General features: G+C 69.6%; 15 protein-coding genes and 1 pseudogene. 11 read left to right on the top strand and 5 right to left on the bottom strand.

What is annotated here, in order from left to right; all coding sequences use genetic code 11:
* Positions 1 to 136 precede the first annotated feature (136 nt).
* The 7 genes from mtnA to OOK07_RS16625 all read left to right on the top strand — a co-directional run bounded on the left by mtnA (position 137) and on the right by OOK07_RS16625 (position 9,258).
* Positions 137 to 1,285, top strand: coding sequence for an S-methyl-5-thioribose-1-phosphate isomerase (gene mtnA / locus OOK07_RS16655; RefSeq protein WP_266680999.1), 1,149 nt, complete (start codon positions 137 to 139; stop codon positions 1,283 to 1,285).
* A 426-nt stretch (positions 1,286 to 1,711) separates the two neighbouring features.
* Positions 1,712 to 2,401, top strand: coding sequence for a two-component system response regulator MtrA (gene mtrA / locus OOK07_RS16650; protein ID WP_187279108.1), 690 nt, complete (start codon positions 1,712 to 1,714; stop codon positions 2,399 to 2,401).
* A gap of 1 nt (position 2,402) precedes the next feature.
* Positions 2,403 to 4,466: an MtrAB system histidine kinase MtrB gene (gene mtrB, locus OOK07_RS16645; protein WP_266797190.1), complete on the top strand. Its 2,064-nt coding sequence runs from the start codon at positions 2,403 to 2,405 to the stop codon at positions 4,464 to 4,466.
* Entirely contained in the window at positions 4,456 to 6,288 is a 1,833-nt protein-coding gene (locus tag OOK07_RS16640; RefSeq protein WP_266680992.1) for an LpqB family beta-propeller domain-containing protein, read from the top strand. The genes mtrB and OOK07_RS16640 overlap by 11 nt, the downstream gene beginning before the upstream one ends.
* A gap of 129 nt (positions 6,289 to 6,417) precedes the next feature.
* Positions 6,418 to 7,302: a ComF family protein gene (locus OOK07_RS16635; protein WP_266797188.1), complete on the top strand. Its 885-nt coding sequence runs from the start codon at positions 6,418 to 6,420 to the stop codon at positions 7,300 to 7,302.
* A 311-nt stretch (positions 7,303 to 7,613) separates the two neighbouring features.
* Positions 7,614 to 8,306 (top strand): ribosome hibernation-promoting factor, HPF/YfiA family, encoded by a 693-nt coding sequence (gene hpf / locus OOK07_RS16630; protein ID WP_405624478.1) that lies wholly within the window; start codon positions 7,614 to 7,616, stop codon positions 8,304 to 8,306.
* 205 nt (positions 8,307 to 8,511) lie between these two features.
* Positions 8,512 to 9,258, top strand: a complete 747-nt coding sequence (locus OOK07_RS16625; protein ID WP_266680988.1) for a response regulator — start codon at positions 8,512 to 8,514, stop codon at positions 9,256 to 9,258.
* Between the two features lie 3 nt (positions 9,259 to 9,261).
* Here the strand turns inward: OOK07_RS16625 and OOK07_RS16620 are convergent, their stop codons facing one another.
* A complete protein-coding gene (locus OOK07_RS16620) occupies positions 9,262 to 10,446 on the bottom strand; it encodes a winged helix-turn-helix domain-containing protein (RefSeq protein WP_266797186.1) in 1,185 nt (394 codons plus the stop codon).
* Positions 10,447 to 10,498: 52 nt separating this feature from the next.
* Positions 10,499 to 11,089, bottom strand: a complete 591-nt coding sequence (locus OOK07_RS16615) for a GNAT family N-acetyltransferase (RefSeq protein ID WP_266797185.1) — start codon at positions 11,087 to 11,089, stop codon at positions 10,499 to 10,501.
* A gap of 280 nt (positions 11,090 to 11,369) precedes the next feature.
* Here OOK07_RS16615 and secA point away from each other — a divergent pair, with 280 nt between their 5' ends.
* On the top strand, positions 11,370 to 14,183 hold the full coding sequence (secA, locus tag OOK07_RS16610) for a preprotein translocase subunit SecA (protein ID WP_266680982.1): 2,814 nt from the start codon (positions 11,370 to 11,372) through the stop codon (positions 14,181 to 14,183).
* A gap of 272 nt (positions 14,184 to 14,455) precedes the next feature.
* Here secA and OOK07_RS16605 read toward each other — a convergent pair whose 3' ends face one another.
* Positions 14,456 to 15,226, bottom strand: a complete 771-nt coding sequence (locus OOK07_RS16605; RefSeq protein ID WP_266797183.1) for an Rv3235 family protein — start codon at positions 15,224 to 15,226, stop codon at positions 14,456 to 14,458.
* Positions 15,227 to 15,542: 316 nt separating this feature from the next.
* Between OOK07_RS16605 and OOK07_RS16600 the strand changes: the two genes are divergently transcribed.
* The gene (locus OOK07_RS16600; protein ID WP_266797181.1) at positions 15,543 to 16,058 is read left to right on the top strand and encodes a DUF6912 family protein; all 516 of its coding nucleotides are present in this window, start codon (positions 15,543 to 15,545) and stop codon (positions 16,056 to 16,058) included.
* Positions 16,059 to 16,173: 115 nt separating this feature from the next.
* On the top strand, positions 16,174 to 16,839 hold the full coding sequence (locus OOK07_RS16595; RefSeq protein ID WP_266680976.1) for an HAD family hydrolase: 666 nt from the start codon (positions 16,174 to 16,176) through the stop codon (positions 16,837 to 16,839).
* 31 nt (positions 16,840 to 16,870) lie between these two features.
* Here OOK07_RS16595 and OOK07_RS16590 read toward each other — a convergent pair.
* Positions 16,871 to 17,014 (bottom strand): annotated as a pseudogene (locus OOK07_RS16590) (peptidase); the annotation flags it as partial.
* A 518-nt stretch (positions 17,015 to 17,532) separates the two neighbouring features.
* On the opposite strand from OOK07_RS16590, the gene OOK07_RS16585 reads away from it, so the two are divergent.
* The gene (locus tag OOK07_RS16585) at positions 17,533 to 22,479 is read left to right on the top strand and encodes an NAD-glutamate dehydrogenase (RefSeq protein ID WP_266797178.1); all 4,947 of its coding nucleotides are present in this window, start codon (positions 17,533 to 17,535) and stop codon (positions 22,477 to 22,479) included.
* Positions 22,480 to 22,585: 106 nt separating this feature from the next.
* Here the strand turns inward: OOK07_RS16585 and OOK07_RS16580 are convergent, their stop codons facing one another.
* A complete protein-coding gene (locus OOK07_RS16580) occupies positions 22,586 to 23,392 on the bottom strand; it encodes an ABC transporter ATP-binding protein (protein WP_266683549.1) in 807 nt (268 codons plus the stop codon).
* Positions 23,393 to 23,432 lie beyond the last annotated feature (40 nt).

Here is a 23,432-nt window from a genome sequence, read left to right as displayed (position 1 = left end):
GCTCCTTCACGGTGCCCGTCCGCGGTCGCGGCGGCAGGTTGGCAGCCATCGTGCCATGGGGTGGTCATCCAGGTGCCGGCCGCGGTATGGGCTGCGCACCTTCAATTGTCCGCCGGATAAGGGGCAGACTGACGGCATGGCTGATCAATACGCGCAATCCGGCGAAGACAGCAGGCCGACCGAGACACCGGTGATCCGTTGGGAGGAGCCACCCGAAGGCCCGGTACTGGTCCTTCTCGACCAGACGAGGCTGCCGGTCGAGGAGGTCGAGCTGGTCTGCACGGACGCACCCGCGTTGGTGGAGGCGATCCGTTCGTTGTCCGTGCGCGGGGCACCTCTGCTCGGCATCGCGGGAGCGTACGGTGTCGCGCTCGCCGCCGCGCGTGGCTTCGACGTGGACGATGCCGCGGCCGCCCTGGCGGGTGCCCGGCCCACCGCGGTGAATCTCGCTGTCGGTGTGCGCAGGGCTCAGTCCGCCCACCGGGCCGAGTTCGCCAAGGGCGGTGACGCCGGGCAGGCCGCGGCGGCTGCGCTTGCCGCGGCGCGGGGGCTGCACGAGGAGGACGCCGAGGCCAGCGCGCGTATGGCAGAGCGTGGGCTGGCCCTGCTGGACGAGCTGCTCCCCGGCGGTGGTCACCGGATCCTCACCCACTGCAACACCGGGGCGCTGGTGTCGGGCGGGGAGGGGACGGCGTTCGCGGTGGCGCTCGCGGCGCACCGGGTGGGGAGGCTGCGGCGGCTGTGGGTGGACGAGACCCGCCCGCTGCTGCAAGGAGCTCGTCTGACGGCTTACGAGGCTGCGCGCCGTGGCATGGCGTACACCCTGCTCACGGACAACGCGGCGGGCTCGCTCTTCGCGGCCGGTGAGGTGGACGCGGTGCTGATCGGGGCGGACCGCATCGCGGCCGACGGTTCGGTGGCGAACAAGGTGGGGAGCTATCCGCTCGCGGTGCTCGCGAAGTACCACCATGTGCCGTTCATCGTGGTGGCGCCGGTGACGACGGTGGATCCGGACACCCCGGACGGGGCTGCCATCGAGGTCGAGCAGCGCCCCGGCCATGAGGTGACCGAGGTCACAGCTCCTCAGGTGCCGGTGGCGGGCGCGGAAGCGGGGGGTGGGGTTCCGGTGGCGCCGCTGGGGACTCAGGCGTACAACCCGGCGTTCGACGTCACGCCGCCCGAGTTGGTGACTGCGATCGTCACGGAAGAGGGTGTCGTTTCGCCCGTGACGGCTGAGGCTCTCGCTGAGCTGTGTGCCAGGTCGCGCCAGGTCGGGACCCGCTGATCAGCACACCCGGTGCGCGGAGCTGGGGAGCTTGGAACTGCGTATCGAGGTCGGTGCGTCAGACGATGGTGACGGCTTCCAGGACCGTTCTGCGCACTGCGGTTCCCGCCGCCCGAACAGAGCAACGGCCCGTGCACGGCCTTCTGCGCCCGGCGCGGAAGGAAATCGGATGGGCACCGTCCGACCCGGCGCGTGAGTGCCGAGGGCCGAAGGTGGGCCGGTGTCGCCGTTGTGGAGTCCGCGCAGGGCGCCCGGCCCGAGCCGCTGGGCCGACCATGTGGTCAGGGTGCGCCTACGCTGGGTAGCTGACATCCGTTACGACACCGACGTCGCGGGACAGGGGCAGACAGTGACGGCCGAGTACGACTATCGTCACGGGCCAGTGAGCCTGCTCACCTGCACCTTCGCCACCGTTATGAGAATGGGATGATGTCGTTTATGAAGGGACGAGTCCTTGTCGTCGACGACGACACGGCACTGGCCGAGATGCTCGGCATCGTGCTGCGTGGTGAAGGTTTTGAGCCGTCTTTCGTAGCTGACGGCGACAAGGCGCTGGCCGCATTCCGTGAGAGCAAACCGGATCTGGTGCTGCTCGACCTGATGCTGCCGGGGCGGGACGGCATCGAGGTGTGCCGTTTGATCAGGGCGGAGTCCGGTGTGCCGATCGTGATGCTCACCGCCAAGAGCGACACCGTCGATGTGGTGGTCGGGCTGGAGTCGGGCGCCGACGACTACATCGTGAAGCCGTTCAAGCCGAAGGAGCTGGTCGCCCGGATCCGGGCGCGGCTGCGGAGGTCGGAGGAGCCGGCCCCGGAGCAGCTGACCATAGGCGACCTCGTCATCGACGTGGCGGGTCACTCCGTGAAGCGGGACGGCCAGTCGATCGCGCTGACGCCGCTGGAGTTCGATCTGCTGGTGGCGCTGGCCCGGAAGCCGTGGCAGGTGTTCACGCGTGAGGTGCTGCTCGAGCAGGTATGGGGTTACCGCCACGCCGCCGACACCCGTCTGGTGAACGTGCATGTTCAGCGGCTGCGTTCGAAGGTCGAGAAGGACCCCGAGCGGCCGGAGATCGTGGTGACCGTCAGGGGTGTCGGTTACAAGGCAGGACCGAGCTGACATGTCCGGCGACAGTGCCGCTTCGGCGCCCGGGCGGGGCGAGGCCCGCGCGGGGCGGCCTGTCGGCCGGAAGACGGCGGGCTCCCGCTGGAGGCGCCTGATCGAGGGCGGGTTGCTGCAGGGCGGAGTCCAGGGCAGCCCGGTCCTGCGACTCTTCATGCGCTGGGTGCGTCGCCCGCTGCTGCCCGTCATGCGGCTGTGGCGACGCAACATCCAGCTCAAGGTCGTCGCCACGACGCTGCTGATGTCGCTCGGCGTCGTACTGCTGCTGGGCTTCGTCGTGATCGGGCAGGTGCGCAACGGCCTGCTTGACGCCAAGGTGAAAGCCTCCCAGAGCCAGGCCACCGGCGGGTTCGCGGTGGCCAAGCAGAAGGCCGACGAAGAGGCGGCGGCCGGAACCGGTGACGGCGGCACGACGACGGACGGCCGTCCCTCACAGAACGTCATCCAGTGGATGAGTGAACTGGTGTCCTCGCTGTCCAGCGGTGGTCAGGGCGCCTTCGACGTGGTGACCCTGCCTGCCGGCGACAACAGCGGCGGCGGGCGCGGGCCGCGTGCCTCCGGGGACGTCGACCCCTCTGCGAGCGTTCCCGACGACCTGCGCTCACGGATCAACGACGATACGGCGGCCTCCCAGAGCTACACCCGCATCGTCTACAGCAACAGCAACGATTCCCAGCCGGCGCTGGTCATCGGCAAGCAGATCAACGACCCCAACGGCGACCCGTACGAGCTGTACTACCTCTTCCCGCTCACGCAGGAGGAGAAGTCGCTGAGCCTGGTCAAGGGCACGCTGGCGACCGCGGGGCTCTTCGTCGTCGTCCTTCTCGGGGCGATCGCCTGGCTGGTGGTGCGGCAGGTCGTGACGCCCGTGCGGATGGCGGCCGGTATCGCCGAGCGGCTGTCCGCCGGGCGGCTGCAGGAACGTATGAAGGTCACCGGCGAGGACGACATCGCACGGCTCGGTGAGGCCTTCAACAAGATGGCGCAGAACCTGCAGCTGAAGATCCAGCAGCTGGAAGACCTGTCGCGGATGCAGCGGCGGTTCGTGTCGGACGTCTCGCACGAGCTGCGGACGCCGCTGACGACCGTACGGATGGCCGCGGACGTCATCCACGAGGCGCGGGAGGACTTCGATCCGATCACCGCGCGGTCGGCCGAGCTGCTCGCCGATCAGCTGGACCGCTTCGAGTCGCTGCTCGCGGACCTGCTGGAGATCAGCCGCTTCGACGCGGGTGCCGCGGCGCTGGAGGCGGAGCCGATAGACCTCAGGGAGGTCGTGCGGCGGGTCGTCAGCGGGGCCGAGCCGCTCGCCGAGCGCAAGGGCACACACATACGTGTGGTGGGCGACCTCCAGCCCGTCGTCGCGGAGGCGGATGCCCGGCGCGTGGAGCGGGTGCTGCGCAACCTCGTCGTCAATGCCGTGGAGCACGGCGAGGGCAAGGACGTGGTCGTCAAGCTCGCCGCGGCGGGCGGAGCGGTGGCGGTCGCGGTGCGCGACTACGGCGTCGGGCTCAAGCCCGGTGAGGCCACGCGCGTGTTCAGCCGGTTCTGGCGGGCCGACCCGGCACGCGCGCGTACCACCGGCGGCACGGGCCTCGGGCTGTCCATCGCCCTGGAGGACGCGCGGCTGCACGGCGGCTGGCTGCAGGCATGGGGCGAGCCGGGCGGCGGCTCGCAGTTCCGGCTGACGCTGCCGCGGACCGCGGACGAGCCGCTGCGGGGCTCGCCGATACCGCTGGAGCCCAGGGACTCGCGGCGCAACAGGGGACTCAACGAGGCCGGGCTGCCGCGCGGCGGCGGGGACAAGTCCGCCACCGTGCCCGTGCAGCCGACCGGCGACCAGATACCGCCGATAGCCTCCAGACTGGCCGGTGCGGCCCCCACCGCCGACCCGACGGCACTGCCCGGGAACGGTGCGCGCGTGGTGCCCCGGCCCGTCTCCGGAGCGCGACGGCAGGACGAGACGCCCAGCGAGGACAGGGCACTGAGCGAGACCTCGAAGCCCCCTGGCACCGCGCCGCAGGACTCGAAGAAGCAAGGGGAGGCATTTCGTGGGCGCTGACCGCGAGGGGGGCGCCGGGCGCGGACCGCTGCGCATGGTGGTGTACGGCGTCTGCGGCGTCGTACTGCTGGCGGGGTGCGCCTCGATGCCCGACAGCGGGGATCTGCGCGGCGTCGACTCCACACCGCGGCAGGACACCCAGGTGCGGGTCTTCGCCATGCCGCCCCAGGACGACGCCCAGCCCTCGGACATCGTCTCGGGTTTCCTCGAGGCGTTGACCAGTGACGATCCGAGCTATTCGACGGCGCGCCAGTACCTCACCAGGACTGCCTCGCAGACCTGGAAGCCGGGACTGTCCAGCACGGTCCTCGCGGACGGGCCGGGTATCGACCCCAACCGTCTGGGCGGCCGGGAGGGCAGCGACGATCTCACTTTCACGCTGACCGGCACGAGGGTCGCCAGGGTGGACGAGCAGCAGGCGTACTCGCCCGCAGGCGGGACCTACAACGCGCCGGTGCATCTCACCCGCGACAAGAAGACCAAGCAGTGGCGCATCGACCGGCTGCCGCAGGGCGTCGTCATGGGCAAGTCGGACTTCCAGCGCAACTACATGTCCGTCAACAAGTACTACTTCGCCTCGAATGCCGCGGCCGGGACGACGACGCAGACGGCGGCCGTCGGGGATCCCGTGTATGTGCGCCGGCGCGTCGACCCCATGACCCAGATGGTGCAGTCGCTGCTCAACGGGCCCACGACCTGGCTCGACCATGTGGTGCGGACGAGTTTCCCCACCGGTACGGCGTTGAAGAAGGGCGTCGGCACGCTGACGCCCGACGACCAGAACAAGCTGACCGTGCCACTGAACGAGAAGGCCGCCCGCGTCGGTGTGAAGCAGTGCAGTGAGATGGCGGCCCAGCTCCTGTTCACGTTGCAGAACCTCACCCCGGCGGTGGACCAGGTCGAGTTGCTGTCCGGTGATACGCGGCTGTGCTCGCTTGCCGAGAACCGCATCGACGACGTGGCCGTGCGCGGTTCGATGGAGCGTCCCGGCTACGTGTACTTCATCGACGACAAGAGCCGGCTGGTACGGATAGCCGTCGGCAACAACGCCACCAAGGACGTTCCGGTGCCCGGAGCACTGGGCGACGGCAGCAAGGCGCTGCGGTCGGTGGCCGTGTCACGCGACGAGGACACCGCGGCCGCTGTCAGTGGCGACAGCAAGAACCTGTACGTCACGTCGCTGGTGTCCGGTAGTTCGCTCGGGGACCCTGTGCTGGCCAGCCGGGGCAAGTCGGAGCAGGACCGGCTGACACCGCCCAGCTGGGACGGGAACGGCGACCTCTGGGTGGCCGACCGCGACTCCGACAAACCTCGGCTGCTCCTGCTGGAGCAGGGCAAGGGTGCGCCGCTCGTGGTGAAGACCCCGGAGCTGGACGGCCGCATCGAAAACGTCCGGGTGGCTGCCGACGGGGTGCGGATAGCGCTTGTGGTGACGAAGAACGGCAAGAAGTCGCTGTTGATCGGACGGATCGAGCGGCGGCAGGAGGTCGCGGAGGACCGCCCGACGGTTTCCGTGCTCGGACTGCGGTCCGCGTCACCGGAGTTGGAGGACGTCACGGCCATGTCGTGGGCGGGGGACAGCCGGCTCGTGGTGGTCGGGCGCGAGCAGGGCGGACTGCAGACCATGCGGTACGTCCAGGTCGACGGCTCCACGCCCGAGGGGCCTGCGCCCGCGGCCCTCAGCGGGATCAAGGAGATCACCGCGGCGGAGTCCGACGGGCTGCCGCTTGTGGCGTACTCGGAGGACGGAATCGTACGGCTGCCGGCCGGGACGCAGTGGCAGAAGGTCACGGACGGGGTGGCGCCGGTCTATCCGGGGTGAACCCTTGCCCCGGGGCGGTTTGCCTCCGCGGCGGTTGAGTCGAAGGCGGTTTGCGTCGGGCACGAGTTGTCCACAGGGAGTTGTCCACAGGGGTGGCAGAGCGGCTCGGGCATTGGCACAGTGGTGGGCATGCGGGGGTGGTGGCAGTGGCAGGACCTCACAGACCTGGTGCTGCCGGCCGAGTGCGGAGGCTGCGGGAGGCCTCGCACGGTGCTCTGCCCTGAGTGCCGTGCCGCCCTGAGCGGGGCCGCACCGAGCCGGGTGCGACCGGTGCCGGAGCCGCCCGGGCTGCCCGTGGTGCAGGCGGCCGCTCGGTACGCCGACGAGGTCCGGGCCGTGCTCCTGGCCCACAAGGAGCGCGGCGCGCTGGCCCTCGCGGCACCGTTGGGCACGGCTTTGGCAGGAGCTGTGCGGGCGGGGCTCACGGACAGGTCCGGCACCGTGGCCGTCGGCGGTGACAGGCCCGTGCTGCTCGTTCCCGTTCCGTCGGCGCGTGGGACGGTGCGCGCGCGGGGACACGATCCGGCGCGGCGGATCGCGCTTGCGGCGGCGAGTGAGCTGCGGCGGACAGGGACCGCGGCCAGAGTGCTCGCCGTGCTGCGACAGCGGCGTGCCGTGGCCGACCAGGCGGGGCTCAACTCCCGGCAGCGGCTGGACAATCTGGCGGGTGCGCTCGCAGTGGCACCCGGTGGCGAGCGGCTGCTGCACGGTGGTTCGGTCGTGCTCGTCGACGACCTGATGACGACAGGTGCGTCCCTCAGGGAAGCAGCGCGCGCTGTGCACACGGCAAGGGCAGCAGAAACGGGGCTGATTTCCTACGGCGAAGCAAATACGGCCGTGTACGCGGCAGCTGCCCGGGAAGGCACAAGGGAACAGACGGCTGGATCAATGGACGAAGGGATCGGCGGGAGGCACTCCGTGCCGGGAAAGGCGGGTGCAGGCGGCCCGGATGACGTGATCCGCGCAGCTGTGGTCGCGGCATCGCCAGATTCTTTCGAAGTAAACCGGAACTGACTGTCAACTTGCATCGTTGCAGGTAATGAGAGGGTCAATTCGCCTGAACGGAGGTACGCCGCAGTAGAGGGTGACGACATCCGTCCGGGCGAGATATGTTCGGTTGTGAGGGAAAGGCGCAGGCCATCTCTCTCATACGCGAATGCCGGGCTGCGGGTTTTCCACAATCATCCGAAGTGGTGGAGTGGAGATCTTGCCCGCGGGGGAGGAGGTGGAAGTCACCGAGTCCGAGGTTCCGGAGCTGCCGGAGCCTGGTGCAAAAGGGAGATGCTCCGCCGTTGGAGCGGAGTGATCCGGGAACGGAGTTCTGCGTGGACATCGTCGTCAAGGGACGCAAGACCGAGGTGCCCGAGCGGTTCCGCAAGCACGTGGCCGAGAAGCTGAAGCTGGAGAAGATCCAGAAGCTCGACGGCAAGGTGATCAGCCTCGACGTCGAGGTGTCCAAGGAGCCCAACCCCCGACAGGCCGACCGTTGCGACCGAGTGGAGATCACGCTCCGCTCCCGCGGTCCGGTGATCCGGGCGGAAGCTGCGGCCAGCGATCCGTACGCGGCACTCGACCTGGCGGCGGAGAAGCTGGACGCCCGGCTGCGCAAACAGCACGACAAGCGGTTCTCTCGCCGTGGCTCGCGCAGGATCTCGGCCGCCGAGGTCCCCGACCACGTCCCGGGCGCGGCGACGCTCAACGGGAACGGCCACCCCGTCCACGAGGAAGAGTCGGACGGAGTGCCCACGAAGAAGATCGGCTCGCTGGAGGTCAAGGGCGAAGGCCCGCTGATCGTCCGCGAGAAGACCCACGTCGCCTCCCCGATGACCCTCGACCAGGCCCTCTACGAGATGGAACTGGTCGGACACGACTTCTACCTCTTCGTCGACTCCGAGACGAAGGAACCGAGTGTCGTCTACCGGCGGCACGCCTATGACTACGGCGTCATTCACCTCAGCACCGACCCGATGGTCGCCCAGGCGCATTCTCCCGCGCCCGGCGGCACGCTGGGCGGCTGACCCGCGCGGCTGACGGCTGAGCCGGTGCCCCTGGAGCGCCTGTGCGCCCCCAGGGGCACCGGTGTGCGACCCCTTCGAGCCCGCTCAGTCACCGCGTTGTCGTCCGGGCATGGAATCATGGCGGGCAGCGGTCCAACCGATGGGCCGTTGCCTTGGGTTGGCGATGGCGCAGCACCACAGGCCGCAGCCTTCAGGGGGAGGAACGATGGCGGACAGCTTCGGACCGATGCGTGACGAGGATGCCGACGGCGGCGTCGTCGGCATGGGCCCGGACGCGGGAGTTCCACGCAAGGAGCCGATCCGGGTGCTTGTCGTGGACGACCACGCCCTCTTCCGCCGGGGCCTGGAGATCGTGCTCGCGGCCGAGGAGGACATCCAGGTCGTCGGGGAGGCCGGGGACGGCGCGGAGGCCGTCGACAAGGCCGCCGACCTGCTGCCCGACATCGTCCTGATGGACGTGCGGATGCCCAAGCGGGGCGGGATCGAGGCCTGCACCTCCATCAAGGAGGTGGCCCCCAGCGCCAAGATCATCATGCTGACGATCAGCGACGAGGAGGCCGACCTCTACGACGCGATCAAGGCGGGTGCGACCGGATATCTCCTCAAGGAGATCTCCACGGACGAGGTGGCCACCGCCATTCGCGCGGTGGCCGACGGGCAGTCGCAGATCAGCCCTTCGATGGCGTCGAAGCTGCTCACCGAGTTCAAGTCGATGATCCAGCGGACCGACGAGCGCCGGCTCGTCCCCGCGCCGCGGCTGACGGACCGCGAGCTGGAGGTCCTCAAGCTCGTGGCCACGGGAATGAACAACCGGGACATCGCCAAGGAGTTGTTCATCTCCGAGAACACCGTGAAGAACCATGTGCGCAACATCCTGGAGAAGCTGCAGCTGCACTCCAGGATGGAGGCGGTGGTGTACGCGATGCGGGAGAAGATCCTGGAGATCCGGTGACGCTCAGCCGAGTGCGCGGGTGAGCTCCCTGGCCAGGGGCTCGCGCAGTTCGGGCGCCTCCATCCGTTCCACCCGTACGTCCGTGCAGTCCACCCAGCTCGCGGCCTCCGCCAGGGCCTGAGCCACCGCGGGGACCGCCTTGGGGCCGTCCAGGTGGACCTGCCTGGCCACCAGCGTGCGGCCCTCACGAGCCGGGTCGACGCGGCCGACCAGGCGGCCGCCCGCGAGCACCGGCATGGCGAAGTAGCCGTACACCCGCTTCGGCTTGGGGACGTAGGCCTCCAGGCGGTGGGTGAAGCCGAAGATCCGCTCCGTGCGTGCCCGTTCCCAGATCAGTGAGTCGAACGGGGACAGGAGTGTGGTGCGGTGGCGACCCCGTGGCAGTGCATCCAAGGCCGACGGGTCGGCCCAGGCCGGCTTGCCCCAGCCCTCGACCGTGACGGGGACCAGGCCGGAACCTGCGATGACCGAGTCGACCTGCTCGCCCTTGAGGCGGTGGTAGTCGGCGATGTCCGCGCGCGTGCCGACGCCCAGGGACCGGCCCGCCAGACCGACCAGCCGGCGCAGGCACTCCGTGTCATCCAGCTCGTCGTGCAGCAGTGCGTCCGGGATCGCGCGCTCGGCGAGGTCGTAGACCCGCTTCCAGCCGCGGCGCTCCACGCACACCACCTCGCCGTACATCAGGGCGCGCTCGACGGCGACCTTGGTGCCGGACCAGTCCCACCACTCGCTGGTGCGCTTGGCGCCGCCCAACTCCGTGGCCGTGAGGGGGCCTTCGGCGCGGAGTTGCTTGATGACCTGGTCGTAGGTGCCGTCCGGGAGGGCGTGGTTCCAGTGCGGGCGATTTCGGTAGGCACGGCGGCGGAAGGCGAAGTGGGGCCACTCCTCGACGGGGAGGATGCACGCGGCGTGCGACCAGTACTCGAAGGAGTGCGGGAGGTCGGACGCGGCCTTCCAGTAGACACTCTCCACCGTCTGGCGGCCGACGGCGCCGAGGCGGGCGTACGCGATGAGCTCGTGGGAGCGCGCCAGGACCGAGATCGTGTCCAGCTGGACCGCGCCGAGGTGGCGGAGGACGCCGCGGACGCCGGCTCTGCGGTCGGGCGTGCCGACGAAGCCCTGGGCGCGCAGGGCGATGCGGCGGGCGTCGTCTGCCGAGAGGTCGGTGATGGGGCGCGGGGTCGTCATGGTCCGCACGATAGGCGCCGGGACTGACAATCGCCGGTGGCCTGCACATTCGTCACGGGGCGCCCGGTGCAGGGGCAGGCGCCGGCAGATAGGGCGCCGTAGACGCAAGGCCCAGGTCCGAGGGCAGCAGCGAACCCACCCAGCAGTCCCGGCGTACGCCCTGGTGGATGATCGCGGAGCGCAGGACGCCCTCGACGACGAAGCCGGCGCGTTCCGCCACCGCGCGGGAGGCTCTGTTGCCGACCTCCGCACGCCATTCCACCCGGTCCACCGACAGATGGGTGAAGGCCCAGCGGGAGGCGGCGACGGCGGCCTCGGTGACATAGCCGTTGCCCCGGTGCTCCTTTGTGCTCCAGAAGCCGATCTCGGTCACGCTCAGGGAGTGCATGGTGAGGCCGAGCATGCCCACCAGTTCCTCCCCTTCGGGGAGGAAGAGACCGAAGGTGAGCATCGAGCCGCTCGCCCAGCTCTCGGGGACCAACTCGTGGGTGAAGCTGCGCGCGTGCTCGGGGAGATAGGGCGAGGGGATCGTGGTCCACCGCTGGATGTCGGGGTCCTGGGCGGCGGCGTACACGGCGTCGGTGTGTTCGGCGCCGACGGTGCGCAGAAGGAGACGGGCGGTCGTGAGCGTCACGGGTTCCATCGGCCGATTCTGCTGGGACGGCCGACGAGCACGCCATGTTTTAGCCGTGTGTGAGCGGGTGATCACAATTCGCGCAATTCGTCGGCGGGGTGCGGCACCATCCGCGGGGCCCGGCCGTTGACCCTTTTGAAGAAGATTTGAAGCGGTGCGAGAAGCCGCCTGCCGCCGTCGTCCCGGCAGGCCTCCCGGCTTGGCGGTCTCCTCGCATACGATGGCCGTTGCTCAGTAAGTCAAATGAAACCGACCGTGCCAGGCCCGACCGGCAAGGAGACCAACCCCCGTGTCCGTCCTCTCGAAGATCATGCGTGCAGGCGAAGGCAAGATCCTGCGCAAGCTGCACCGCATCGCGGACCAGGTCAAGTCCATCGAAGAGGACTTTGTCGACCTCTCCGACGCCGAGCTGCGGGCCCTCACCGATGAGTACAAGCAGCGGTACGCCGACGGAGAGAGCCTGGACGACCTGCTCCCCGAGGCGTTCGCCACCGTACGCGAGGCCGCCAAGCGCGTCCTCGGACAGCGTCACTACGACGTTCAGATGATGGGTGGTGCCGCGCTCCATCTCGGTTACGTCGCCGAGATGAAGACCGGTGAGGGCAAGACCCTGGTCGGCACCTTGCCCGCGTATCTCAACGCGCTCTCCGGCAAGGGCGTCCACCTCATCACGGTCAACGACTACCTGGCCGAGCGCGACTCCGAAATGATGGGCCGCGTCCACAAGTTCCTGGGCCTGACCGTCGGTTGCATCCTCGCCAACATGACGCCGGCCGAGCGCCGCGAGCAGTACGAGTGCGACATCACGTACGGCACGAACAACGAGTTCGGCTTCGACTACCTGCGCGACAACATGGCGTGGTCGAAGGACGAACTGGTGCAGCGCGGCCACAACTTCGCCATCGTCGACGAGGTCGACTCCATCCTGGTCGACGAGGCCCGTACGCCGCTGATCATCTCCGGCCCGGCCGACCAGGCCACCAAGTGGTACGGCGACTTCGCCAAGCTCGTCACGCGCCTGAAGAAGGGCGAGGCGGGCAACCCGCTGAAGGGCGAGGAGGAGACCGGCGACTACGACGTGGACGAGAAGAAGCGCACGGTCGCCATCCACGAGCCCGGCGTCAGCAAGGTCGAGGACTGGCTGGGCATCGACAACCTCTACGAGTCGGTGAACACCCCGCTGGTGGGCTACCTGAACAACGCCATCAAGGCCAAGGAGCTCTTCAAGAAGGACAAGGACTACGTCGTCATCGACGGCGAGGTCATGATCGTCGACGAGCACACCGGCCGTATCCTCGCCGGCCGCCGCTACAACGAGGGTATGCACCAGGCGATCGAGGCGAAGGAAGGGGTGGACATCAAGGACGAGAACCAGACCCTCGCCACGATCACCCTGCAGAACTTCTTCCGCCTCTACAGCAAGCTCTCCGGCATGACCGGTACGGCGATGACCGAGGCCGCCGAGTTCCACCAGATCTACAAGCTCGGCGTCGTCCCGATCCCGACCAACCGGCCGATGGTCCGCAAGGACCAGTCGGACCTGATCTACCGCACCGAGGTGGCCAAGTTCGAGGCGGTCGTCGACGACATCGCAGAGAAGCACGAGAAGGGCCAGCCGATCCTCGTCGGTACGACGTCGGTCGAGAAGTCCGAATACCTCTCGCAGCAGCTCTCCAAGCGCGGCATCCAGCACGAGGTGTTGAACGCGAAGCAGCACGACCGTGAGGCGCCGATCATCGCCCAGGCCGGCCGCAAGGGCGCCGTGACCGTGGCCACGAACATGGCCGGCCGCGGTACCGACATCAAGCTCGGCGGCAACCCGGACGACCTCGCCGAGGCGGAGCTGCGCCAGCGCGGCCTCGACCCGGAGGAGCACATCGAGGAGTGGGCCCAGGCTCTGCCCTCCGCCCTGAAGAGGGCCGAGCAGGCCGTGAAGGCCGAATTCGAGGAGGTCAAGGACCTCGGCGGGCTCTACGTCCTGGGCACCGAACGGCACGAGTCGCGTCGTATCGACAACCAGCTGCGCGGTCGTTCCGGCCGTCAGGGCGACCCCGGCGAGTCCCGCTTCTACCTCTCCCTCGGCGACGACCTGATGAGGCTCTTCAAGGCCCAGATGGTCGAGCGCGTGATGTCGATGGCGAACGTCCCGGACGACGTGCCGATCGAGAACAAGATGGTCACGCGCGCGATCGCCTCCGCCCAGTCGCAGGTCGAGCAGCAGAACTTCGAGACCCGTAAGAACGTCCTGAAGTACGACGAGGTCCTCAACCGCCAGCGTGAGGTCATCTACGGCGAGCGGCGCCGCGTTCTGGAGGGTGAGGACCTGCAGGAGCAGGTCGTGCACTTCATGGACGACACGATCGACGCGTACATCGCCGCGGAGACCGCCGAGGGCTTCGCGGAGGACTGGGACCTCGACCGGCTGTGGGGCGCCTTCAAGCAGCTCTACCCGGTCAAGGTGACCGTCGAGGAGCTGGAGGACGCGGCCGGTGACCGGGCGGGTCTGACCGCCGAGTACGTCTCCGAGTCCATCAAGGACGACATCCACGAGCAGTACGCGTCGAGGGAGTCGCAGCTCGGCTCCGAGATCATGCGTGAGCTGGAGCGCCGGGTCGTGCTGTCGGTCCTGGACCGCAAGTGGCGCGAGCACCTCTACGAGATGGACTACCTCCAGGAGGGCATCGGCCTGCGCGCGATGGCGCAGAAGGACCCGCTGGTCGAGTACCAGCGCGAGGGCTTCGACATGTTCACCGCCATGATGGAGGGCATCAAGGAGGAGTCCGTCGGCTACCTGTTCAACCTGGAGGTCCAGGTCGAGCAGCAGGTCGAGGAGGTCCCGGTCGAGGACGCCCAGCCGGTCGACATGGACAAGAAGGACGCGGTGCCGGCACAGGCGGGCTCGCGCCCCGAGATCCGTGCGAAGGGGCTGGACGCTCCGCAGCGCCGGAACCTGCACTTCTCCGCGCCGACCGTGGACGGCGAGGGCGGCACCGTCGAGGGCGAATTCGGCGACGACGACGAGCCCGTGCGCTCCGAGGCCGACGGTCTCACGCGCGCGGAGCGGCGCAAGCAGTCCCGCGGCGGGCGGCGCCGCAGGAAGTAGAAAGCGGCGCCTGGGCGCCGTAGCAGCGGCTTGAAGGGCCGGGTCACCTCTGGGTGACCCGGCCCTTCGGCGTACTGCCCGCCCCAGGGACTGTCGTTTGGATCAGGCCGACCCGAGCGGGTCTGGCACGCGCATCTGCGGCGTCGTCATTGGTTGCCGACGCTCCGCGTCGACGCCCTCCTGCGGCCTGCGGCAGCACGCACCGGGCCCGCTCGGGTCGGCCGGAATGAACTGGGCGTCACGGCCGGCCTGATCCGAACGACAGGCCTGCCCTAGTCGTCGGTCGGGCGCGGTGGGCGTGGGCCGCCGAGCTCGACGGCCGTGCAGCGCCAGCGCAGGTCCTGGCCGCGTTCCAGGCGGAAGGCCATGGCCCGCAGCTGGTCGCCGGCACCGACACGCGCGAAGGCCTCGACGGCGCCGGGACGGGCTTCGTAGTAGCCGATGTCGCGGACGACCGGGCGGGTGCCGCGGGTGCGCAGGGGGCCGCGTTCCGCGAGCCAGGCCAGTTCGTCGTAGGCCCGGCCCGCGGTGTGCCGCAGCATGGAGTGGACCGGACGCTGGCCGCTCAGCACCGCGAGCAGGAGATCGGCGAAGACGTCGGTGGGACGGGGCCGGGGGGCGGGTCCGGGGCGGCCGGCCGTGATCCCGGCGGCCGGGGCGGCCGATGCGGCTTCACCAGGGACGGGAACGACGTCCGGCGGGGCGTGGGTGGTGGTGCGGCAGGCGGGGGCAATGGAGGTGCTCGCGCCGGAGTCCGTGGCTGACGGCGCGGTGCCCTTCGGCGGGGTGACCGGCCCGGTGCTGGCTGCGGTCGCCCGCCTGGCCGGCCCGGCGGGAGCGGTCGGCGGACGGTTGTCGTCGGGCCTGGCGTTCGGAGAGTGGCCGCCGGCCCGGGAGCCCGGTGGGCGGCCGCCGCCCGGTGCGGTGCGGGTCGGGGTTCCGCCCGGGACGTGGGGCGGGGCGCCGCCGGGGCGGCGGGAGTCGCGGCGGCCCGGAGGGCGGGTGCCCGGCTGGTGCTGCGCCCTGGTCATGACCTTGTGCATGCGCTTCCCCGTTCGGAGGGCCCGGTTGATACCGGGCGGTAACTTCGCGTTGGGGATCTTGTACGGGGCGCGGGACCGCTGCCGCAAGGACCTGGGGGTCCAGGTCGGAACGGCTGGATTCTTCACCTATCAGGGTGACGGAGGGGGTGCCGGAGCCCATGATCACGGGGGTGTGCCGGGTGACTTCCGGGGCGGGAAGTGGACGCCTCCGGGCCTGGGGGCAGGGACTCGAAAGGGGACTCCCCGCACGTATCCTGAAGCCCCTCCGGACGGCGCGGCTGCCGCGCCCGGTACCCGACCACGAAAGCGGCCAGACATGCGCGTCTACGTCCCCCTGACCCTCTCCGGTCTCGCCGAGGCGTACAGGACGGGAGAGCTGGGGGCGGGGCCGCTCGCCGCCTACGCCGTCACGCCCGCCCTGCGCGAGTGGTACCTCTCCGAAGACATCGAGGAACTGGAGTACGCGGCCCTGAACCGCGCCGCGCTGGCCTCGCTGCGGCTGCTGGCCTCGGATCCGGGGGCGGTACGGCGCCGGGTCGTGGTCGCCGTCGACGTGGCCGACGGCGCGGCGGCCGTGGACCCCGACCGGGGTCTCGACCCGGCCGCGCTCGGCGAGGTGCGGGTGACCGGGACCGTACGGCTCGCCAAGGCGGCGGCCGTGCACGTCGACCTCGACGACGCAGAGACCGACGTGGCCGCCGCGGCCGAGGCGCTGGAGGCGGCGGACCGCGGGGACGACGACGCGCAGTTCGTGGTGGACGGCGCCGAGGACCACGAGCTGCTGTGGTACGCGACGCAGGAGATCCCCAGCCTGGTGGAACTCGGCGCCTGAGCCCTCCCCGCGCCCCGCTCAATGCCTCTCTGGCCTCTCAACGCTCTCTGACCTCTCAATACCTCTCTGACCTGCTGCTCTCTTGATTGTCAGTGGTGGCGGGTACGTTTTTGGCATGGGGAAGCAGACAGGGACGCACATCGTCTGGGACTGGAACGGGACGCTGTTCCACGACAATGACGCGATCATCGGCGCGACGAACGCGGCATTCGCCGAGCTGGGCCTTGAGCCGATCACGATGGAGCAGTACCGCGCGCTGTACTGCGTACCGGTGCCCAAGTTCTACGAGCGCCTGCTGGGGCGGCTGCCGACGGACGCCGAGTGGGACGTCATGGATGTGACCTTCCACCGGTACTACACCGAGCACCGGGTCGGCTGCGGGCTCACCGCGGGCGCGGTGGAGCTGCTCGCCGGATGGCGGTCGGCGGGCCGCAGCCAGTCGATCCTCAGCATGTACGGGCACGACGAACTCGTCCCCTTGGTCCGGGGGTTCGGGATAGAGGCGCACTTCATACGCGTCGACGGGCGGACCGGGCCCTCGGGCGGCAGCAAGGCGGAGCACATGGTGCGACACCTCGCCTCGCTGACCGGTGTGGACCCGGCTCGCACGGTGGTGATAGGCGACGCCGCCGACGATGCGGTGGCCGCACGGCACGTGGGAGCGCGGGCCGTGCTCTACACCGGCGGTTCGCACGGGCGGGCCAGTCTGGAAGAGGTGGGCGTGCCGGTGGTGGACTCGTTGGCGGAGGCCGTCGCGGAGGCGGAGCGGCTGGCGGCCTGAGCCTGCGGGCGTTCGCGCGGCGGTGGGGCGGTCAGGTCGCCGGTGCCTTCGCACGCAGCACGGTCAGGAACTCGCGCATCCAGCTCGGGTGGTCCGGCCAGGCGCGGGACGAGACCAGGGTGCCGTCGACCACCGCCTCGGCGTCCTGGAAGCTGGCGCCCGCGGCCTGTATGTCGGGCCTTGCCAAGAGGTCCGGTCGTTTTCGAGCAAGGGGGATCAGATGAAGGGCTGCAGTCGCCGACCCGCACGACAACAGGGCGCACGCCCCTGTGCAGAGTGTCAAAGTTCCACCCCTGGTTTTGTACACATACGGCTCATGACGGGCCCCCTATGGTGAGCGATAGCCTTATGGCGTGATCAGCGCGATAGCTCGCGGGGGCATCCATGTCCCTGCCCTACGCCCGGTGAGCACGGAACACCTCCGTGACCGGGCGGCGGTCGCTGGTCCTCGCGGGCGGGACGGGGTCGCACGGACCCCCAGGACGCCGCACACACCCCGGAAGCAGACGCCGCAGAGAGCAGCGTCACACCCTGTGGGCGCGTCGAGAATGGCTGATAACCCCCCGCTCATCTCTCCCTGCGGCATAGCGTCGGAGCAGACCGGACACCCCGCGTCTCGGCGTCACGTCCCAGGGGAAGAGCCCGTACTTCCTTCTACGTCACGCAACGGCGCGCGACAGGAGCCAGAGGACAATGCAGACCAAGCTGGACGAAGCCAAGGCCGAGCTGCTCGAGAGGGCCGCCCGGGTAGCTGAGAACAGCCCGGTCGGGGGGCACCTACCGACCGGGACGACGGATGAGGGCACGCCCGACCGGGACACCGTGCTCGCGTTCCTCCAGCGCTACTACCTGCACACCGCCCCGGAGGACCTCAGCGACCGCGACCCGGTCGACATCTTCGGAGCCGCACTCTCGCACTACCGGCTGGCCGAGAACCGCCCGCAGGGCACGGCCAACGTACGGGTGCACACGCCCACGGTGGAGGAGAACGGGTGGACGTGCAGCCACTCCGTCGTCGAGGTCGTCACCGACGACATGCCCTTCCTGGTCGACTCCGTCACCAATGAGCTGACGCGGCAGGGACGCGGCATCCACGTCGTCATCCACCCGCAGATCGTCGTCCGCCGGGACGTCACGGGCAAGCTCATCGAGGTGCTCAGCGCGCAGTCGGGCGGCGACCTTCCGCACGACGCGCACACCGAGTCCTGGATCCACGTCGAGATCGACCGCGAGACCGACCGCGGCGACCTCAAGCAGATCACCGCCGACCTGCTGCGTGTCCTGTCCGACGTCCGCGAGACCGTCGAGGACTGGGACAAGATGCGGGACGCGGCGCTGCGCATGGCCGACGAGCTGCCCGCCGAGCCCGTCGCCTCCGAGCTGCGCGAGCAGGACGTCGAGGAGGCCCGCGAGCTGCTGCGCTGGCTGGGCGCCGACCACTTCACCTTCCTCGGCTACCGCGAGTACGAGCTGCGCGAGGACGACTCGCTGGCCGCCGTGCCGGGCACCGGCCTCGGCATCCTGCGCTCCGACCCGCAGCACGCCGCGGACGAGAGCCACCCGGTCAGCCCGTCCTTCGAGCGGCTGCCCGCCGACGCCCGCGCCAAGGCCCGCGAGCACAAGCTCCTCGTCCTGACCAAGGCGAACAGCCGCTCGACCGTGCACCGGCCTTCGTATCTGGACTACATCGGCGTCAAGAAGTTCGACGCGGACGGCAACGTCGTCGGCGAGCGCCGCTTCCTCGGTCTGTTCTCCTCCGCCGCGTACACCGAGTCGGTGCGCCGGGTTCCGGTCATCCGCCGCAAGGTCGAGGAGGTCCTGGAGCGCGCCGGGTTCTCGCCCAACAGCCACGACGGGCGCGACCTGCTGCAGATCCTGGAGACCTACCCGCGCGACGAGCTCTTCCAGACCCCGGCCGACGAGCTCGAGGCCATCGCCACCTCCGTCCTCTACCTCCAGGAGCGCAGGCGGCTACGCCTCTACCTGCGCCAGGACGAGTACGGGCGCTACTACTCCGCCCTCGTCTACCTCCCGCGCGACCGCTACACCACCGGCGTCCGCCTCAGGATCATCGACATCCTGAAGGAGGAACTCGACGGCACCAGCGTCGACTTCACCGCCTGGAACACCGAGTCGATCCTCTCCCGGCTGCACTTCGTGGTGCGCGTTCCGCAGGGCACCGAGCTGCCGGAGCTGTCGGACGCCGACAAGGAGCGCATCGAGGCGCGGCTGGTGGAGGCCGCGCGTTCCTGGGCCGACGGCTTCGCCGAGGCACTGAACGCCGAGTGCGGCGAGGAGAAGGCCGCAGAGCTGCTGCGCAAGTACGGCAGCGCCTTCGCCGAGGGCTACAAGGCGGACCACACGCCGCGTGCCGCGGTCGCCGACCTCGTCCACCTCGAACAGCTCAGCGAGGCGCAGGCCGCGAGCGGCAAGGACTTCTCGCTCAGCCTGTACGAGCCCGTGGGCGCCTCCCCCGAGGAGCGCCGGTTCAAGATCTACCGCAGGGGCGAGGCCGTATCCCTGTCGGCGGTGCTGCCGGCCCTCAGCCGGCTCGGCGTCGAGGTGACGGACGAGCGGCCGTACGAGCTGCGCTGCTCGGACCGCAGCACCGCGTGGATCTACGACTTCGGCCTGCGTATGCCCAAGTCGCCCAACGGCGGCGGCGACTACCTCGGCGACGACGGCCGCGAGCGCTTCCAGGAGGCCTTCGCCGCCACGTGGACCGGCAAGGCGGAGAACGACGGCTTCAACGCCCTCGTGCTCAGCGCCGGGCTGGACTGGCGCCAGGCGATGGTGCTGCGGGCGTACGCGAAGTACCTGCGGCAGGCGGGCTCCACCTTCTCGCAGGACTACATGGAGGACACCCTCCGCAACAACGTCCACACCACCCGGCTGCTGGTCTCCCTGTTCGAGGCGCGGATGTCGCCGGACCGCCAGCGCGCGGGCCGCGAGATCGTCGACGCCCTCCTCGAAGAGGTCGACGCGGCCCTCGACCAGGTGGCGTCCCTCGACGAGGACCGGATCCTGCGGTCCTTCCTGACGGTCATCAAGGCGACCCTCCGTACGAACTTCTTCCAGGAGGCCGCGGGCGGCAAGCCGCACGCGTACGTGTCCATGAAGTTCGACCCGCAGGCGATGCCCGACCTGCCGGCGCCACGTCCGGCGTTCGAGATCTGGGTGTACTCGCCGCGGGTGGAGGGCGTGCACCTGCGCTTCGGCAAGGTCGCGCGCGGAGGTCTGCGCTGGTCCGACCGGCGTGAGGACTTCCGGACCGAGATCCTCGGCCTGGTCAAGGCGCAGATGGTGAAGAACACCGTCATCGTGCCGGTCGGCGCGAAGGGCGGCTTCGTCGCCAAGCAGCTGCCGGACCCGAGCGTGGACCGGGACGCGTGGCTGGCCGAGGGCATCGCCAGCTACAAGACGTTCATCTCGGCCCTGCTCGACATCACCGACAACATGGTGGCCGGCGAGGTCGTGCCCCCGGCCGACGTCGTGCGCCACGACGAGGACGACACCTATCTCGTCGTCGCCGCCGACAAGGGCACCGCGACGTTCTCGGACATCGCCAACGGGGTCGCGGAGACGTACAACTTCTGGCTGGGCGACGCCTTCGCCTCCGGCGGCTCCGCGGGCTACGACCACAAGGGCATGGGCATCACCGCCCGCGGTGCCTGGGAGTCCGTCAAGCGGCACTTCCGGGAGCTGGGCGTCGACACGCAGAGCGAGGACTTCACGGTCGTCGGCATCGGCGACATGTCCGGCGACGTGTTCGGCAACGGCATGCTGCTGAGCGAGCACATCCGCCTGGTCGCCGCCTTCGACCACCGGCACATCTTCATCGACCCGAACCCGGTCGCGGAGACCTCGTACGCCGAGCGCCGCCGCGTCTTCGAGCTGCCGCGCTCCAGCTGGGCCGACTACAACACCGAACTCATCTCGGCCGGTGGCGGCGTGTTCCCGCGTACCGCCAAGGCCATCCCGCTCAACTCGCACATCCGCCAGGCCCTCGGTATCGAGGGCAAGGTCTCCAAGATGACCCCGGCCGACCTGATGAAGGCCATCCTCCAGGCCCCGGTGGACCTGCTGTGGAACGGCGGCATCGGTACGTATGTGAAGGCGAGCACGGAGACCCAGGCAGACGTCGGCGACAAGGCCAACGACCCCATCCGTGTCGACGGCGCCGACCTGCGCGTCAAGGTCGTCGGTGAGGGCGGCAACCTGGGTCTGACCCAGCTCGGCCGGATCGAGTTCGCACGGAACGGCGGCAAGATCAACACGGACGCGATCGACAACAGCGCGGGCGTGGACACCTCCGACCACGAGGTGAACATCAAGATCCTGCTCAACGGCCTGGTGGCGGACGGTGACATGACCGTCAAGCAGCGCAACAAGCTGCTCGCCGAGATGACCGACGAGGTCGGCCACCTGGTCCTGCGCAACAACTACGCGCAGAACACGGCGATCGCCAACGCGCTCGCCCAGTCCAAGGACATGCTCCACGCCCAGCAGCGCTACATGCGCCACCTGGTGCGCTCGGGCCACCTGGACCGGGCGCTGGAGTTCCTCCCGTCCGACCGCCAGATCCGCGAGCGCCTCAGCGCGGGCCAGGGCCTGACCAGCCCGGAGACGGCCGTCCTGCTGGCGTACACGAAGATCACGGTCGCCGACGAGCTGCTGCACACCTCGCTGCCGGACGACCCGTATCTGCGCGGTCTGCTGCACACCTACTTCCCGGCCGCGCTGCGCGAGAAGTTCACCGACCAGATCGACGGCCACCCGCTGAACCGTGAGATCACCACGACCGTCCTGGTCAACGACACGGTCAACACGGGTGGTACGACCTATCTGCACCGGCTGCGCGAGGAGACCGGCGCCTCGCTGGAGGAGATCGTCAGGGCGCAGACCGCGGCCCGCGCGATCTTCCGCTCCGCACCGGTGTGGGACGCGGTGGAGGGACTGGACAACCAGGTCGAGGCCGCCGTCCAGACCCGTATCCGCCTGCACTCGCGCCGGCTGGTGGAGCGCGGCACACGCTGGCTGCTCAACAACCGGCCGCAACCGCTGCAGCTCGCCGAGACCGTCGAGTTCTTCGCCGAGCGCGTCGAGCTGGTCTGGCAGCAGCTGACGAAGCTGCTGCGCGGCGCGGACCTCGAGTGGTGGCAGCAGATCCACGACGAGCTGACCGGCGCCGGCGTCCCGGACGAGCTGGCCACACGAGTGGCGGGGTTCTCCTCCGCCTTCCCGGCGCTGGACATCGTCTCGGTGGCCGACCGTATGGGCAAGGAGCCGATGGACGTCGCCGAGGTCTACTACGACCTCGCCGACCGGCTGCACATCACCCAGCTCATGGACCGCATCATCGAGCTGCCCCGCAGCGACCGCTGGCAGTCCATGGCCCGCGCCTCCATCCGCGAGGACCTGTACGCGGCCCACGCGGCCGTGACCTCGGACGTCCTGGCCGTGGGCAACGGCAGCTCGACTCCCGAGCAGCGCTTCAAGGCGTGGGAGGAGAAGAACGCGGCGATCCTGGGCCGGGCACGCTCGACCCTGGACGAGATCCAGGGCTCGGAGACGTTCGACCTCGCCAACCTGTCGGTGGCGATGCGGACGATGAGGACCCTGCTGCGGACGCATTCGTAAGCCCTGTGGCCACGTCGTAGGCCTGCGGAGGCGTACGACGACGAGGGCGCCCCGAGCCGAACGGCTCGGGGCGCCCTCGTCGTTGAAGCGTCAGGACGCCGGGACGTCAGGAGGCGACGGCGACCTTGGGCTTCGGCTTGGCCTTGTCGCTCTTGTCGCCGGTGAAGGCCTCGTACTCCTTCATGACGTCCTCGGTCGGTCCGTCCATGCGCAGTTCGCCGCGCTCCAGCCACAGCACGCGTTCGCAGGTGTCGCGGATCGACTTGTTGTTGTGGCTGACCAGGAACACCGTGCCCGCGTGCTTGCGCAACTCGCGGATGCGTTGTTCGGACCGCTTCTGGAAGGACCGGTCGCCGGTGGCGAGCGCCTCGTCGATGAGGAGCACGTCGTGGTCCTTGGCGGCGGCGATGGAGAAGCGCAGACGGGCGCCCATGCCGGAGGAGTACGTGCGCATCGGCAGGGTGATGAAGTCGCCCTTCTCGTTGATGCCGGAGAAGTCGACGATGTCCTGGTAGCGCTCCTTGATCTCCTCGCGGGACATGCCCATGGCGAGACCGCCGAGGTGGACGTTGCGCTCACCGGTCAGGTCGCCCATCAGGGCCGCGTTGACGCCGAGGAGAGAGGGCTGGCCGTGGGTGTAGATGTGGCCGTTCTCCACCGGCAGCAGGCCCGCGACCGCCTTCAGCAGCGTCGACTTGCCCGAGCCGTTGGTGCCGATCAGTCCGATCGCCTCGCCCTTGTAGGCGATGAAGGACACGTTCTTGACGGCGTGCACCTTGCGCACGCCCGCCGCCTTCTCGGCCTGCCCCCGGCGCAGCATGCGGTTGAGGGCGGCGGTCGCGGAGCCGCGTCCGGCGCCGGTGCCGTTGACCCGGTAGACGATGTCGACGCCGTCGACGACGACCGTGGGGATCTGGTCGCCGGGGAGCGCGTCGGTGAACGTGCCCGCGTAC

Origin of the sequence: Streptomyces sp. NBC_00078, from assembly GCF_026343335.1 — a bacterium.
Taxonomy (GTDB): domain Bacteria; phylum Actinomycetota; class Actinomycetes; order Streptomycetales; family Streptomycetaceae; genus Streptomyces.
The sequence above is the reverse complement of the archived record's forward strand: the minus strand, read 5'-3'. Positions and strand labels throughout refer to the sequence as shown.